This is a genomic window from Accumulibacter sp., from assembly GCF_031732815.1.
Taxonomy (GTDB): domain Bacteria; phylum Pseudomonadota; class Gammaproteobacteria; order Burkholderiales; family Rhodocyclaceae; genus Accumulibacter.
Map to the genome: position 1 here is coordinate 1 of NZ_JAVMKF010000296.1, position 14476 is coordinate 14476.

Below are 14476 nucleotides of genomic sequence, written 5' to 3' on the forward strand. Positions count from 1 at the left end.
CGCCGGTGAGCCAGTTTGCAACGCAGGAGGCCGCCGTGGCGGCAGCAGAGTCGGCGCTAACGGCGTTGTTTACAGCCCCCGCCATTGAAGACGACGGAATGCCGGAATCGGCAGAACCGGTTCACTCGGCTCCGCCGGTCGACGACTCCGGGGCCATGCCTGCTCGCCGGGCATTCTTCCGCAAGGTCGCCGGGCAGACTTGAGCGTGCGGCTTGGCCGGAATCTGGCTTGCGCCGATGCGGCCTCCCGGGCTTCACGTCGCTTGCTTCGAGTTGCTCGGCGCGCCTGAAGAAACCGCCGGAAATCGCGACTTACGAAAAGGTAATTTCAGGGTCAGCTTGCTGTTGGGTTCTCCCTTCTAAGATGGACTCACGGTTGGACGACAGGCGTCCACGCCGAACGAATTCATCACAAGGAGTCCATCATGAAAACCCCCATCGCCCTGATCGCCATTCTTGGTACGCTGAGCGTCACGTCAAGCGCAGCCATCGCACACGAAGACAGTACCGAAGCCGGTGCCATTCACTGGCTGTCCCATAGTGCAGCAAGTGCGAGTGTGCCAAGTGCCAGGCAACTCGCGCCCTATGGCTATGTCGCAGCAAAAGAAGCCGACCGCGAAGTGGTACTTTCCGCCGGCCAGAAATACCTGAACGTTACGCGTCTCGAGACGGTTCGGCTCAACGTTGCGGGAAAAAGCGTCATCTGGACGTTCGACACCCTGGGGGCCGCTTCATTTTCGCTGGACAAAATCGTTCCCGGCGCAAGCGGCGTCACGGTTCATGTCGCCGAAAATCTGACCTATCGCGGGAACTGACCTGGCGGCTCAATGACGAGGGTATGACAACATTGTCATCTCATCGTCCGGAAAATGTCAGGGTCTCGTCACTATCATGAACTGCGTATTGATGACGGTATTCCCTTGATTCACCTTTTTTGCAAGGAGAGCAAAGATGAAAAAACTCATGTTGATTGCAGCATTCGGTCTTGCGGCAGCTTCGGCGCAGGCGGTAGATCGTGTCCAGGTCGATAAATCGATCGAGCTCAAGGACGGTTCGACGGTCTATATCTTCAAGGACGGCAAGATGGGAATGGAAGACAAGCTTGGCCGGGCCACCTACATGGCACCCGGTCACGTCATGGAAACGAAGGATGGCAAGAAGATCATCATGAACGGCAATGAGATTTGGCGTGTCGACGAACTGTTGCACAAGGATCATCGCGGAAGCTGAGCCTGCCGTTATCGATCGGCCCTGCACCCTGTACAACGCCCTGGAAACGGGGCGTTGTCGCTTCCCGGGGGCGACGGCCGAGGGCAGGCTTCAACGGCAGAGGTCGCATCGACTTGCCAGCGAGTCATTGCTGATCTTGAAGTAGCGGCAGAGAATGCTCTGCAGTTCCCGGGCCCATGCGTGGTGTCCCCAGGTTTGTTGCCGCTGGAACAGCGTGCTGGCGAGCGGCTTGAATGACTGGTATAGCGCCGGATCAAAATGCGAGCCAGCTTCCTTTTCCATGATGGCCATGGTTTCTCCCAGGGATAGCGCGGGCTTGTAGGGGCGCGACGACGTCAATGCGTCGAACACGTCGATCAGCGCAAAGATGCGCGCGGACAGGGGGATGGTCTCTCCGCCGAGGCCATCCGGGTAGCCTGTCCCGTCGAAGCGTTCGTGATGATGGCGGATGATGGCAGCTGCCGCACCGAAAATCGGTCGGTCTGCGATGATCTCGGTGCCGATCGTTGTGTGTGACTGCATGAGCCGGAATTCGTCGGGTGTCAGTTTTCCGGGCTTGCGCAGTATGTGGTCGGGTATTCCGATTTTTCCCAGATCATGCAGGAACGCGCCGATCACCAGATCGGCGATTGAAGAATCCGGCAACTCAAGCGTTTCCGCAAAGGCGACCGTGTAGCACGTGACCCGGAAGTTATGTGCGTCGGTTTCGGCATCGCGCTTCGCGATCGCGTTGCCGAGAGAGCGCACCAGCGAGACATGCGATTCGAGCAACTCCTGCGACAGACGATGCGTTCGTTTCAGCAGGCTGAGTGTCAGCGGGTACAGCAAGGCCGCCGAAAGCAGTACCGCGAGGCTGCCTATCAGCGCCGCGTCGACGGCTTGCCCGCGTCGGTTCGCAAGATCGGCCGAAGTAAGCAGACTCAGGCCCTCGAGGTACCCCAGCAGGTGGCCGTCGTAATAAAGCGGTAATACCACGCGGTGGATTCGATTCTCTCCCTCGCTGAAAGTGCTGGTATACCTGCTCTCCGAATCCGGCCAGGAGTGCTGCTGTGCATTGACGGCCGAAGCGATGGCTTCCGTTGACGGGGCCCATCGTTCGAGAAGAGCGACCTTGTCCCGACCGTGGATTCGTAGGCCAACGAGTCCGGTTCGATTGAAGAGGCGGTCAATGTCGGAATGATCCGTTGATGCGATGTCGGCCGCGATCCGCATCGCCGGCGACGCGAAGTGGCTGACGCCATCCTGAACTTGCCGAAGGGTTGCCGCCTCGGTTCGGAGGTGCATCAGGTAGTAGGTGGACACGCCGCCCAGCAGCCCGATCAGCAGCGCTGCCCCGCCCATCCTTTTCGCCAGGAGCCATCGAAGCTCGCCCGCTGTTCCTGGGATGTGAAACGCCGTATCGCTGGTGTTCGGCATGACGAAACCGCTCGCCCTGATCGACTACTCTTCATTCATGATGAGGACCGCCTTGACCGGATCGATCGGCCCCAGCCCGTGCCATTTATCGGTGGTCGACAGCGGGGGCTCTCCCGGTGTGCACCCGTGGTTGCATTCGACCCGCCAGCGCCGTTGAAGTATCGACCTGCAGTAGTTGAAGCGCAGCGCCTTCGGGTTGCCGCCGACGGCTGCGGCCAACAGGCGACAAGTGCAGCGATCCCCGTGTCCGGCGGGTTTCGGAGGCGTCACGGCGAACTCGACGGTATCCCGGAGATGCTTACTTGTTGTCTCTCGGGTGGTAATGCTTGCTCACGTCCTTGGCTGGATTGGGCTTGTCGGCCTTCTGCTCCGGCATGCTTTGCGGAATGCCCGTCTTCTCCTGGACATGCGAGTGCTTCGCGGCCTTGTCGGCCGCTTTTTCCGTCGCGAGGGAGGCGGTGCTAGCCTTGTCGCTGTCGGCGATGGCCGTGCCGATTGCCAGGAATCCGGCCGTCAGGGCGATGGCGACGAAAAACCAGGTTTTCATGACTTGCTCCGATCTGGATGGTTGGGAGGCGACTGATGGCTCGAGTGCCCGGTCGCAATCAGTCTGTTCCCATCGGGCAGTCAACGAGGTGACGCTGTCATTACATTTTTGTCAGGTGGCCCGGAAGCCATGCCGCCGGGCTTTCCCCAGTCGGCGACATGGAACTCGCCCCCCGGCCGCAGAACACGGAAGCACTCCGATGCGGTCCGTTGCTTTTCCTCGGGTTCGAGGTGGTGAAAAAACAGGCTGGAAAGCACCCGATCGAAATGCGCGTCCTCATACGGAAGTGCATCGGACATCGCCCGGTCGAAGCGCATGGCAAGGCCGGCGCGCTCCGCCTTCCGCCGGGCCTGGGCGAGAATGGCCGGATCGCCGTCTAAGCCCGTTATGTCGGCATCCGGACACGCTTGCTTGGCCCAGATGGACAGCGTTCCCGTGCCGCAGGCCAGGTCCAGGACGGTGTGCCTCGGCGATATGCCCGCTTGCGCGATCAATGCCGTCTTGAAGGTGAGTTCCCGTGTTGTCGTCCCAACAATGAAATCGTAGAACGGCGTCAGCGCGTGAAAACCCAGTGCCGGTACGTAGCCGGGTTCGTTATCCATTTTTGTCGTGGCGATCGATTCGGCGCGTGTCGTGATGCGACAGTTCGGCGAGCACACGCTGCTGGTAGGCAAGAATCTCTCGCAGGCAGCAGCCCCAGGCATTCATCGTCGATTTGCCCGCAACCGACATCACGTTGCCGGATGCCGCGTCGCCTCGGGCTGATACCGCCGACAACTGCCGGATCGAATCGACCGTGGCGGCGATCTGTACGGCAAGCAGGCGTTCGGCGAAGGTGTGGTTGATGCAGGCCAGGCGCACGGTCAGATCCAGCTGAGACATTGCGCGCCGCTTCCAGTTTGTCGATAGCACAAGCATGATCTTTCCTCCACAGAATGTCTGGCGGGCCGAAAGGGGTCCGTTCTAGGGCTTTCAGCCTACGGAAGCTGTGCTGACAGTCAGACGATCCAGCGATTACTTTTTCGTCACGTTGCGGACAGGAACCCTGCCTGGAACCGCGAGGAAGTGCCTGACGCCGGGTGTCTATCGGATTCCCGCATTGCGCTGTTCGGCGCGGACGAAGGCGGTGATATGCACGACGTCGTCCGGGGTCACCTTTTCCACGGCCGGCATGTCGCCGAACTGCCAGTGGTGGGCGCGAACACCTCTGGCGACGGCGAGTTGGAAGGCCGCGTCGCCGTGGTGCGAGGGTTCGTAGATCTTGTGCAGCAGCGGCGGCCCCTTGTCCGAGCCCTTCAGATCCTTGCCGTGGCACCCCGAACAGTGCTGGGCGAACAGTGCCTTTCCGGTCGCGGCGTTCGGCATCAGCCCCGGCGTCGGCTTCGGCACCGACCATCCCTGGCCCTGGGCGATACCGCCGATCAATACCGAAACACCGACGATTGCGACTCGTGCGCCGATCCTTCTCATGCCTCGATCCCCCGCTTCATGCGCCACTGCTTGACCAGGGCATAGATCGCCGGGATCACCGCCAGCGTCAGGACGGTCGAGGAAATCATGCCGCCCACCATCGGCGCCGCGATCCGGCTCATCACTTCGGCGCCGGTGCCGCTGCCCCACATGATCGGCAACAGGCCCGCCATGATCGCCACCACGGTCATCATCTTCGGGCGCACGCGCTCGACGGCACCTTCCATGATCGCCTCGTAGAGATCGCCGACCGATGGGGCCTGTCCTTCCGCGCGGCGCTTCGCCTTCAGGGCTTCCCAGGCGTGATCGAGGTAGATCAGCATGACGACGCCGGTCTCCGCCGCGACGCCGGCGAGCGCGATGAAGCCCACCGCCACGGCGACCGACAGGTTGTAGTTCAGCCACCACATCAGCCAGATGCCGCCGACCAGCGCGAACGGCACCGACAGCATCACGATCATCGTCTCGGTCAGCCGCTTGAAGTTCAGGTAGAGCAGCAGGAAGATGATGAGCAGCGTAACCGGAATGACCACCTTCATCTTTTCGATCGCGCGCTCCATCGACTCGAACTGTCCGCTCCAGGTCGCGTAATAGCCGGGTGGGAATTTCACCTGATCGGCGACGGCTTTGCGCGCTTCCGCCACGTAGCCGCCGATGTCGCGCTCGCGGATGTCGACGAAGATGTAGGCCGAGAGCAGCGCGTTCTCGGTACGGATTCCCGGCGTGCCCTTGGTCACCTCGACGCGCGCCAGTTGCCCAAGCGGGATCATCCCCCCGTCCATGCTCGGCACGAGGACTTCGCGGGCGATCTTGTCGGGGTCCGAGCGCAGCTCGCGTGGATAGCGTACGGTGACGCCGAAGCGCTCGCGCCCTTCGACGGTGGTGGTCACCATTTCCCCACCCAGGGCCTGTCCGATGATTTCCTGCAACTCGCCCACGGCCAGGCCGTAACGGGCCAGTTGCGCGCGATCCGGTTCGATCGTCAGGTAGAAGCCGCCGGTGATGCGCTCGGCGAAGGCCGAGGTGGTGCCGGGCACGGTCTTGACGACGCTTTCGATTTCGCGCGCCAGCCGCTCCATCTCGTTCAGGTCCTTGCCGAACACCTTGATGCCGATCGGCGTGCGGATGCCGGTGGACAACATGTCGATCCGCGCCTTGATCGGCATCGTCCAGGCGTTCGAAACGCCCGGGAACTGCAGCGCCTTGTCCATTTCGGCGATCAGCTTGTCGACGGTCATGCCGGCGCGCCATTCCGATTCCGGCTTGAGGTTGATGACCGTCTCGAACATTTCCGTCGGCGCCGGGTCGGTCGCCGTGTTGGCGCGACCGGCCTTGCCGTAGACCGAGGCGACTTCCGGAAAGCTCTTGATGATCTTGTTCTGGGTCTGCAGCAGCTCGGCGGCCTTGGTGATCGACATGCCGGGCAGCGAGGCCGGCATGTAGAACAGCGTGCCCTCGTTGAGGGTCGGCATGAACTCGGAGCCTAGTTTGCTGGCCGGGTAGATCGAGACGAGCAAGGTCGCCAGCGCGGCGGCGATGGTCGTCTTTTTCCACTGCATGACCCAGGCGATGATCGGCCGATAGCTCCAGATCAGGAATCGGTTCACCGGGTTCTTCGCCTCCGGCATGATGCGGCCGCGGATGAACAGCATCATCAGCACCGGCACCAGCGTCACTGACAGGAAGGCGGCGCCGGCCATCGCGAAGGTCTTGGTAAAGGCAAGCGGCGAGAAAAGCCGTCCCTCCTGGGCTTCCAGCGTGAACACCGGCAGGAAGGAGACGGTGATGATGAGCAGCGAGAAGAAGAGGGCCGGGCCGACCTCCTTGCAGGCAGCGATCATCGCCTCGATGCGGTCGGCGTGGGTGTGCTCCTCGGGCAGGCGTTCGATGTGCTTGTGCGCGTTTTCGATCATCACGATGGCGGCGTCGATCATCGCGCCGATGGCGATGGCAATGCCGCCCAGGCTCATCAGGTTGGAGTTCATGCCGAGCGCGCGCATCGAGATGAAGGCGATCAGCACCCCGACCGGCAGCATCAGGATGGCCACCAGCGCGCTGCGCACATGCAGCAGGAAGACGATGCAGACGAGGGCGACGATCAGGCTTTCCTCAGCCAGCGTGCGCGTCAGGGTATCGATGGCGCGATGGATCAGGTCCGAGCGGTCATAGACGGTCTCGATCGTTACGCCGGCCGGGAGGCCGCTCGAAATCTCGCCGATCTTCTCCTTCAGGTTGTGGATGACCTCCAGCGCATTCTGCCCGTAGCGCGCCATCGCGATGCCGGAAACGACCTCGCCTTCGCCGTTCAGCTCGGTCAATCCGCGCCGTTCGTCGGGTACCAGTTCAACGCGGGCAATATCGCGGACGAGGACCGGCGTTCCCCGCTCCGCTTTCACGACCAGATTTTCGATGTCGGCGATGCCCCGCAGGTAGCCCCTGCCGCGCACCATGTATTCGGTTTCGGCCATCTCGACGACGCGGCCGCCGACGTCGCGGTTCGAATCGCGGACAACCTGCGACACCTTGGCGAGCGGAATGCCGTAGGCGCGCAGCTTCACCGGATCGACCGTGACCTGGTAGGTCTGCACGAAGCCGCCGATCGAGGCCACTTCCGAAACGCCGTGAGCCTTCGTCAGTTGATAGCGCAGATACCAGTCCTGCAGGGTGCGCAGTTCCGCCAGCGTCTTGTCCTTGGCGAGCACGGCGTACTGGTAGACCCAGCCGACCCCCGTCGCGTCGGGGCCGATTTGCGGCGTGACGCCCTTCGGCATGCGGCCGGCCGCGAAATTCAGGTATTCCAGGACACGCGAGCGCGCCCAGTAGATGTCGGTCCCGTCCTCGAAGATGATGTAGACGAACGAGGCGCCGAAGAACGAGAAGCCGCGGACGACCTTCGATTTCGGCACCGACAGCATGGCGGTCGTCAGCGGATAGGTCACCTGGTCCTCGACCACCTGCGGCGCCTGGCCGGGGTATTCCGTGTAGACGATCACCTGTACGTCGGACAGGTCGGGCAGGGCGTCAAGCGGTGTCCGCATGACCGCGTAGACCCCGCTGATGACGATGAACAGCGTGGCCAGCAGGACCAGGAAACGGTTCCGGGCCGACCAGTCGATGATTTTCGCGAGCATGGCGTCCTCTGTCAGTGGCCGGCGTGGGGATTGGCGGCGGGTTTGCCGGCCTGGGCCGTGGCGCGGGTAATCACCCATTCGCCCGGTTTGCGCTCGACAAACTCGAACTCGACCTTGCTGCCCGGCTTCAGCCCGGCCAACAGCGACGGGTTCGCAACTGCGAAATCCATCGTCATTTCCGGCCATTTGAGGCTGGCGACCGGGCCATGGCTGAGCGTCACCGTGCCGGCGGCGGCATCCAGGCCCTCGACCGTTCCTTCGGCCTTGTGCCCGACCTTGCCCGACGGCGCCGCCGCCCCCTCGCCATGACCGGCGTGGCCGAAGCTGCCGATTGCCGCCTTGAGGTTGCTTTCCGCATCGATCAGGAAATTGGCGGCAACGACGACGGGCTCGCCGTCCCTGACGCCGTCGATCACTTCCACGTAGTTGTCGCCGCGTTGGCCGAGCTTGACCTCCCGCGGCTCGAAGCGGCCTTCCCCGGCCTGGACGAAGACGAGCCGGCGGGTGCCGCTGTCGATCACCGCCGACGTCGGCACGGTCACGACCGGCGCCTTGTTGCCGACCGGCAACTCGACCTGCGCGAACATCGCCGGCTTCAGCATCTGCCCGGGATTGGGGAGTTCGACGCGCACCGGCACGGTACGCGTTTCCGCTTTCAGTGCCGGATAGACGTAGCTGACGGTGCCCTCGAAGGTTTTGTCCGGGTAGGCGTTGATCCGTACCCTGGCTTTGGCGCCGGGTCGTACATGCGCGATGTCCTGTTCGAACACGTCGGCTAGCACCCAGACGGATGAAAGATCGGCGACCTGATAGAGCGGCTCCCCGGGCATGAAACGCATGCCTTGAACGGCCTTCTTCTCGGTGACGATGCCGGAAACCGGCGAGCGGAATGTCAGCGTGCGCCTCGATTCGCCGGATTTCGCCAGGGATTTGATCTGCTCTTCGGAAATGTCCCAGTTCTTCAAACGCAGCAGGCTCGAGTCGGCAAGCTGCTTCATGCTGTCCCGCGACGTACCTTCGGCATCACGGAGCGATTCGACGCCCTGTGCCGCAATTGCATACTCGCGCTGGGCCGAGACCAGTTCCGGACTGTAGACCTCGAACAAGGGCTGCCCCTTGCCGACAGGCTGGCCGGTGATGTTGACATGCAGGCGTTCGACGTAGCCCTCGAACTTCGGGGATATGGCATAGACCCGGCGTTCGTCGGGCTCGATCCGCCCGGCGGCGCGTACCAGTCGATCCAGTATGCGCAGTTGTGCCGTTTCCGTCCTGACACCGAGCTTCTGAACTTTCTCAGTACTGATCCTGATCTGCCCAGCGGTCGCCTCTTCTGCTTCCTCGCCTTCGTAGACCGCGATGTAGTCCATGCCCATCGGGTCTTTCTTCGGCGTGGGCGATGTATCCGGCAGCCCCATCGGATTGCGGTAATACAGCAGCTTCCGTTCCTTTTTTTGAAGCGCCGGAGCGGACATGTCTGCACTGGCGACGCTGCTGCCATGTCCGGCATCACGCTGGGCTCCCAGCCAGTATCCGCCGCTTGCCGCAACAGCCAGCGAAAAAACGCCCGCAGTCACTACGATTCCTCGCTTCATAGATCATCCCCTAATAGACGTTCGATTTCCGCCAGACGCATGCGGGCATCGACCAATGCCTTGATCTGGCTTTGTTTTGCCTGTCGAATCTGGCGCTGGGCATCGAGCAGCGTCGCAAAATCGACCTTTCCCGTTTCATAACCGGCTAGCGCCGCCTGGAAGGTCAGCTCTGCCTGCGGCAGGAGACTGCTGGTCAGCAAGGTCTCGGCGCGGCGGGCGGCATCGATGCCGGCCAGTGCCTCTGACAGTTCTGCGATCACCTGGTTGGAGGTCGCTTCCCGTCTGGCCCGGGCGGCTGCCAGCATGGCTTCCGATTCGCGCTCCTGCGCCCTTCGCGAGGACTGCTGCAGCGGAATATTGAATTCGACCATCAGCTCCCATTCCTTGACCGAGCTCTGGTACTGGATCGGTGAAACGCCGAATGTGAAATCGGGATAGCGGTTCTTGTAGGTCAGCTCTCGAGAGCGCTCGGCGGACTTGACGCGGGCCTCATCGGAAAACAGCTGCGGGTTGCGCGCGCGGACACGATCCTCCAGCATCGAAAAATCCAGCTTTGCGGGCGCGGGTAGCGGGCGCAGGTGTGTCGGAGCCGCCAGCGCTGCGCCGGCGGGTCGGGCGAGCAGGGCATTGAGACGAGCCTGGAGCTGCTTGCGTTCGGTTTCGAGCGTGATCAGTTCATTGCGCATGTTGGTCTGCTCGACTTGAGCGCGGATGACATCCTGCTGCGCAGCCAGACCTCCTGCATAGCGCACCTGGGCGACCTTCTCGAGGCGGAGCATCAGGTCGAGAATTTCACGGGTAAGCCGTTCGCTGCCGTTCACAAAATAGAGCTGTGAATGAATGACCTTGATACGGCCGGCGATATCGGCCCAGGCGCCCAGCGCACGCCCCTTGGCGCTGTCTGCTTCGGACTCTGCGATCTCGCGCTTGAGGTCGCGCTTGCCGAACCACGGAATATCCTGTGCCAGGGTATATTGCGTGCTGCCGGTACGGCTGGGAGAGATCGTCGCGTTCTGCGTGCTTTCTCGCGTGATGTCGCGCAACTCCACCTTGAGTTTCGGGTCTGGCAATGCGCCGGCCGGGGTGATGCGTTCACTGGAAGCCTCCGCTTCGGCCTGCATGGCCGTATATTCCGGGTTGCGGCGCTTGGCGTAGTCGAGAAGACTTTCCACCGACTCGCCGATCATCGCTTCCTGCGCATGGGCCGATAGGCTGAGACCGATGGCGAGCGTCAGTCCTGCCAGCGGTCTGAGTCGTAACTTATTCATATTCTCCCCAATCATGTTCCTGATGCTCGTGGTGCCATTCCCGCAACCTGCATGGCGTGGCCGATCATCAGCATTATTTCACCGGAACGAGGTGTGTCACGGTCAGCAGGCCGTTGACGTTTTCGGCCATGAACCGGATTTTGTCGCCGGCCGCCAACTGATTGAGCCACGCGGAATCCTTCACACGAAACACCATGGTCATGGCGGGCATGTCGAGGTTCTGCAGCGGACCGTGAGCGAGGGTCAGCTTGCCTGCCTCCTTGTCCACTTTCTTGACGAGGCCGTCTGCCATCTGCGTACCGGCCTTGCCTGCAGTCGGCGCCGCGGCGGCCGATCCGGGCGGGTGGGTGCCGGCACCTGCGGACAGACTGCCAAGGGCGGTGAGGGAGATCAACAGGGCGGTGGCGATGGATTTCATGGGGAGCTCCTCGGGTTCGGTGCAATGAGCGTTATCGGACGAATTGGGTGGAGGTAGATGGTGGTTTGCGCGGTTCATTCACGGTTTTTCACATAGACAGTCCGCTCACTATGAAGGGCTCATGCGGACAGGTGCCTGACGAGTCGATTACATTTTTGTCAGGTTTGTTGTCGCCAGGAGGCCAGCGGGGCGGGCAAGGCCGAGCAACGCTTCATGGAGATAAAGGTGGCCGGTGCGCGGTTTGATTCTGTCGTGGAGAGACGGTCATTTGGCACTGACCCGCAGCTTCCCTGTCATTCCGGCTTCATAATGGCCCGGCAGCAGGCACGCGAAATCGAATTCGCCCGTTCGGTTGAACGTCCAGATGATTTCGCCTTTATTTCCGGGCGCAACGTGGGCCATGTAGGGTTCGTCGTGCTCCATGTTGGGGAATTTTTTCATCATTTCTGCATGTTTATCGAGATACTGCCTGGTGCCCAGTACATACTCGTGCATGGCCTGTCCGGCATTCGATATCCTCAGAAGGATCGTTTCACCCTGGCGAATCTCTACCCTGTCCGGTACGAACCGCATGGAGTCGAGCATCCGGATGTCTATCGTTCTCGTGACAGACTCGCGGTCGCCGGCGATCCCCCAGGCTTTCTGCTCCTTGAGTACCGGTGCGCCACGTTCGGCGTGCGTCTCGTTTCCGTGAGCGAAAGCGGGGCTGGTGGCGACAAGCAGAATGCCTGCGAGAATTGCGGGGAGTTGTTTCATGGAGATACTGTTCCTTGTCAGTGGGATGGTGGCGTTCTACCGAGCGCGCATCATGCGGTCGGTAAACCGACGCGGGGCTGACGACCAGATTACATTTCCGTAATCTATAAGCACTGCGACAAAACCCTAGGACAATGCGCCATCACGCATCCAGACTGATGGAGATTTCGATGAAGATTCTCGTGGTGGAAGACGAGCCGAAAACCGGTGCCTATCTGCGGCAGGGGCTTGCCGAAGCGGGGTTCGTGGTTGACCTCGCCGCCGACGGACTCGATGGTCTGCATCTTTCGCTGACCGAGGCCTACGATCTCGCCATCCTTGACGTCATGCTGCCCGGTATCGACGGCTGGCAGGTGCTGCAGGGGATCCGGCGTGCGGGCAAGGAAATGCCGGTCCTCTTCCTGACGGCGCGCGATCAGGTCGAGGATCGGGTCAAGGGCCTGGAACTCGGGGCAGACGACTATCTGGTCAAGCCGTTTGCTTTTTCCGAATTGCTGGCGCGGGTGCGGACTCTCCTGCGGCGCGGAGGGAAGACCAAGGAGGCGGAGGTACTCCGCGCCCATGATCTCGAACTCGATTTGCTTCGCAGGCGGGTGACGCGCGGCGGGAAACGCATCGACCTGACGGCCAAGGAATTCTCGCTTCTGGAGTTGCTGCTGCGACGGCAGGGCGAGGTATTGCCGCGCTCCCTGATCGCGTCGCAAGTCTGGGACATGAACTTCGACAGCGATACCAATGTAATCGAGGTTGCCGTGAAGCGACTTCGGAAGAAGATCGACGAAGAGTTCGAGCCGAAGCTGATACGTACCGTTCGCGGAATGGGCTATGTCCTGGAGGTGGCCGCTTGAAGCCGCTGCTGGGAAAGTCGCTGACCCTGCGCCTGACACTGCTCTACGCTGCCGCTTCGGCGGGTGTTCTGATCCTGCTCGGCATCCTGATCGGCCGTTCCGTCGAGGATCATTTTGAAGAGCAGGACATTGAGCTTCTGACAGGCAAGCTTGAACTGGTGAGCCACCTGCTCGAGCGAGTACCTGTCGAGGAGTTGCAGTCGGTGGTGGCAAAGCAGCTGGATGATGCCCTGACCGGCCATCATCATTTGCTGGTCGCCGTCTACGCTGACGACTCACGTCGCCTCTACGCCAATGGCGATCTGCCACGCCCTTCCGAACTCCGAACCATGCCGCGCGTGCCACTACATGCCGATGCTGCGAAGTGGCGTGGAAGCGACGGCACACATTGGCTAGGCATTGTCGCGCAGGTGCCGCTGAGGGTACCGGAGGGCGGTGCGGTCAGCGTTGTCGTTGGCACATCGATCTCCCATCACGACCATTTCCTGAGTTCATTCAGGATTTCCCTCTGGATATTCGTGGCGTGCGCGACGATCGGGATGGGCGTGCTCGGCTGGGCGGTGGTCCGTCGCGGGCTATACCCCTTGCGCGCTATTCGGGACGAGGCATCGACGATTACAGCGAACCGGCTGCACACTCGCCTGCCGGTTGAAACGATTCCGGATGAACTGGCGAGCGTCGCCGGGGCGCTGAACGAGATGCTGTCGCGTCTCGAGGAATCGTTTCGTCGCTTGTCGGATTTTTCCTCGGATCTCGCCCACGAACTGCGAACCCCGGTCAGCAACCTGCTCACGCAGACCCAGGTCACGCTGTCGCGTGCGCGGACGGCAGAGGAATACCGGGAGACTCTCGAATCGAACGTCGAGGAGTTCGAGCGTCTGTCGAGGATGGTTTCTGACATGCTGTTTCTGGCAAAGGCAGATAACCATCAGGTCGTTCCGAACCACGAGGAAGTCGACCTCGGAGCCGAGGTTCGCGATCTGCTGGAGTTTTACGAAATCGTCACCGAGGAGAAGGGTATCGTGCTTGCGAGCACGGGTGATGGTCGGGTCCAGGGAGATCGCTTGATGTTGCGCCGGGCGATCAGCAACCTGCTCGCGAATGCCGTCCGCCATACGCCGTCGGGAGGCGAGGTTTCGGTGTCCATCTCGGGTGAGGACAAGGGATCGCTTGAGCTCGTGGTGGAAAATACCGGCGGCACGATACCGGCCGAGCACCTGCCTCGCCTGTTTGACCGTTTTTACCGGGTCGACGCCTCCCGCCAGCGGACCGACGAAGGTTCCGGTCTGGGGCTGGCGATTACGAAGAGCATCCTGGCCGCGCATGGCGCGACGATCGCCGTGACCTCAGTAGAAGGACGCACGCGCTTTATGCTGGCGATACCTGTCCGTGGACGCCTGATGATGGTGTAGTGGTTTACATCGCGATGCCCAGGCATAAGGGACTGTCGTGAAGGTGGGAAACACTCCTCAGCGGTAGGGGCGGACGATCGTGAAGCGCGTTTTCTCGCCTCATCGTCGGGGCAGTCCGCCAACGTCGGTTATCATTCCGGCCTTTCCCCACCGGCACATCCCGATGAGCAAGGCTTTCACCCGCGAAACCGACAATGACGACGAGGATGAGGTCTCTCCAGGCCTGCAGTTGCCGCAGGGGGTGAAGAACTATATCTCGCCGGGCGGTCATGCGCGGCTCAAGGCCGAACTGGATCACCTGCTGCGCGTCGAGCGCCCGCATGTCGTCGAGGTAGTGGCCTGGGCGGCCTCGAATGGCGACCGCTCCGAGAATGGCGACTACATCTATG

At 61.7% G+C, this 14476-nt stretch carries 16 protein-coding genes and 1 pseudogene; 6 read left to right on the forward strand and 11 right to left on the reverse strand.

Annotated elements, in window-relative coordinates; genetic code table 11:
• The 3 genes from hybE to copK all read left to right on the forward strand — a co-directional run.
• Window positions 1-203, forward strand: a 203-nt coding sequence (gene hybE / locus RKP46_RS17170) for a [NiFe]-hydrogenase assembly chaperone HybE (RefSeq protein WP_311107754.1), incomplete at its 5' end; no start/stop codon positions are given.
• A 221-nt stretch (window positions 204-424) separates the two neighbouring features.
• Complete coding sequence (locus RKP46_RS17175) at window positions 425-814, forward strand: CzcE family metal-binding protein (RefSeq protein WP_311107755.1); 390 nt, start codon at window positions 425-427, stop codon at window positions 812-814.
• A gap of 136 nt (window positions 815-950) precedes the next feature.
• The gene (gene copK, locus RKP46_RS17180; protein WP_311107756.1) at window positions 951-1229 is read left to right on the forward strand and encodes a periplasmic Cu(I)/Cu(II)-binding protein CopK; all 279 of its coding nucleotides are present in this window, start codon (window positions 951-953) and stop codon (window positions 1227-1229) included.
• Window positions 1230-1319: 90 nt separating this feature from the next.
• On the opposite strand, the gene RKP46_RS17185 is transcribed toward copK, so the two are convergent.
• The 11 genes from RKP46_RS17185 to RKP46_RS17235 all read right to left on the reverse strand — a co-directional run bounded on the left by RKP46_RS17185 (window position 1320) and on the right by RKP46_RS17235 (window position 11827).
• A complete protein-coding gene (locus RKP46_RS17185) occupies window positions 1320-2645 on the reverse strand; it encodes an HD-GYP domain-containing protein (protein ID WP_311107757.1) in 1326 nt (441 codons plus the stop codon).
• 24 nt (window positions 2646-2669) lie between these two features.
• Complete coding sequence (locus RKP46_RS17190) at window positions 2670-2915, reverse strand: hypothetical protein (protein WP_311107758.1); 246 nt, start codon at window positions 2913-2915, stop codon at window positions 2670-2672.
• Window positions 2916-2943: 28 nt separating this feature from the next.
• A complete protein-coding gene (locus tag RKP46_RS17195; protein WP_311107759.1) occupies window positions 2944-3192 on the reverse strand; it encodes a hypothetical protein in 249 nt (82 codons plus the stop codon).
• An 80-nt stretch (window positions 3193-3272) separates the two neighbouring features.
• Entirely contained in the window at window positions 3273-3794 is a 522-nt protein-coding gene (locus RKP46_RS17200) for a class I SAM-dependent methyltransferase (RefSeq protein ID WP_311107760.1), read from the reverse strand.
• Window positions 3787-4074: a hypothetical protein gene (locus RKP46_RS17205; RefSeq protein ID WP_311107761.1), complete on the reverse strand. Its 288-nt coding sequence runs from the start codon at window positions 4072-4074 to the stop codon at window positions 3787-3789. The genes RKP46_RS17200 and RKP46_RS17205 overlap by 8 nt, the downstream gene beginning before the upstream one ends.
• Window positions 4075-4275: 201 nt before the next feature.
• Window positions 4276-4617: a cytochrome c gene (locus tag RKP46_RS17210; RefSeq protein WP_311107762.1), complete on the reverse strand. Its 342-nt coding sequence runs from the start codon at window positions 4615-4617 to the stop codon at window positions 4276-4278.
• Between the two features lie 41 nt (window positions 4618-4658).
• On the reverse strand, window positions 4659-7793 hold the full coding sequence (locus RKP46_RS17215) for an efflux RND transporter permease subunit (protein WP_311107763.1): 3135 nt from the start codon (window positions 7791-7793) through the stop codon (window positions 4659-4661).
• Window positions 7794-7804: 11 nt separating this feature from the next.
• Complete coding sequence (locus RKP46_RS17220) at window positions 7805-9385, reverse strand: efflux RND transporter periplasmic adaptor subunit (protein WP_311107764.1); 1581 nt, start codon at window positions 9383-9385, stop codon at window positions 7805-7807.
• Complete coding sequence (locus RKP46_RS17225) at window positions 9382-10653, reverse strand: TolC family protein (protein ID WP_311107768.1); 1272 nt, start codon at window positions 10651-10653, stop codon at window positions 9382-9384. The genes RKP46_RS17220 and RKP46_RS17225 overlap by 4 nt, the downstream gene beginning before the upstream one ends.
• A gap of 73 nt (window positions 10654-10726) precedes the next feature.
• Window positions 10727-11071 carry a copper-binding protein gene (locus RKP46_RS17230; protein ID WP_311107765.1) on the reverse strand — a complete coding sequence of 115 codons (345 nt, stop codon included), beginning with the start codon at window positions 11069-11071 and terminating at the stop codon, window positions 10727-10729.
• 264 nt (window positions 11072-11335) lie between these two features.
• On the reverse strand, window positions 11336-11827 hold the full coding sequence (locus RKP46_RS17235) for a cupredoxin family protein (RefSeq protein WP_311107766.1): 492 nt from the start codon (window positions 11825-11827) through the stop codon (window positions 11336-11338).
• Window positions 11828-11997: 170 nt separating this feature from the next.
• On the opposite strand from RKP46_RS17235, the gene RKP46_RS17240 reads away from it, so the two are divergent.
• The 3 genes and pseudogenes from RKP46_RS17240 to RKP46_RS17250 all read left to right on the forward strand — a co-directional run.
• Window positions 11998-12675 (forward strand): heavy metal response regulator transcription factor, encoded by a 678-nt coding sequence (locus RKP46_RS17240; RefSeq protein ID WP_311107769.1) that lies wholly within the window; start codon window positions 11998-12000, stop codon window positions 12673-12675.
• The gene (locus RKP46_RS17245) at window positions 12672-14087 is read left to right on the forward strand and encodes a heavy metal sensor histidine kinase (RefSeq protein ID WP_311107767.1); all 1416 of its coding nucleotides are present in this window, start codon (window positions 12672-12674) and stop codon (window positions 14085-14087) included. The genes RKP46_RS17240 and RKP46_RS17245 overlap by 4 nt, the downstream gene beginning before the upstream one ends.
• Before the next feature lie 163 nt (window positions 14088-14250).
• Window positions 14251-14476: pseudogene (locus RKP46_RS17250) on the forward strand (transcription elongation factor GreB); the annotation flags it as partial.

Excerpts from the sequence above, each read along its gene's own strand:
- RKP46_RS17175 (WP_311107755.1), top strand. The coding sequence starts at position 425 with ATGAAAACCCCCATCGCCCTGATCGCCATTCTTGGTACGCTGAGCGTC.
- copK (WP_311107756.1), top strand. The coding sequence starts at position 951 with ATGAAAAAACTCATGTTGATTGCAGCATTCGGTCTTGCGGCAGCTTCG.
- RKP46_RS17185 (WP_311107757.1), bottom strand. The coding sequence starts at position 2,645 with ATGCCGAACACCAGCGATACGGCGTTTCACATCCCAGGAACAGCGGGC.
- RKP46_RS17195 (WP_311107759.1), bottom strand. The coding sequence starts at position 3,192 with ATGAAAACCTGGTTTTTCGTCGCCATCGCCCTGACGGCCGGATTCCTG.
- RKP46_RS17200 (WP_311107760.1), bottom strand. The coding sequence starts at position 3,794 with ATGGATAACGAACCCGGCTACGTACCGGCACTGGGTTTTCACGCGCTG.
- RKP46_RS17205 (WP_311107761.1), bottom strand. The coding sequence starts at position 4,074 with ATGTCTCAGCTGGATCTGACCGTGCGCCTGGCCTGCATCAACCACACC.
- RKP46_RS17215 (WP_311107763.1), bottom strand. The coding sequence starts at position 7,793 with ATGCTCGCGAAAATCATCGACTGGTCGGCCCGGAACCGTTTCCTGGTC.
- RKP46_RS17220 (WP_311107764.1), bottom strand. The coding sequence starts at position 9,385 with ATGAAGCGAGGAATCGTAGTGACTGCGGGCGTTTTTTCGCTGGCTGTT.
- RKP46_RS17225 (WP_311107768.1), bottom strand. The coding sequence starts at position 10,653 with ATGAATAAGTTACGACTCAGACCGCTGGCAGGACTGACGCTCGCCATC.
- RKP46_RS17230 (WP_311107765.1), bottom strand. The coding sequence starts at position 11,071 with ATGAAATCCATCGCCACCGCCCTGTTGATCTCCCTCACCGCCCTTGGC.
- RKP46_RS17235 (WP_311107766.1), bottom strand. The coding sequence starts at position 11,827 with ATGAAACAACTCCCCGCAATTCTCGCAGGCATTCTGCTTGTCGCCACC.
- RKP46_RS17240 (WP_311107769.1), top strand. The coding sequence starts at position 11,998 with ATGAAGATTCTCGTGGTGGAAGACGAGCCGAAAACCGGTGCCTATCTG.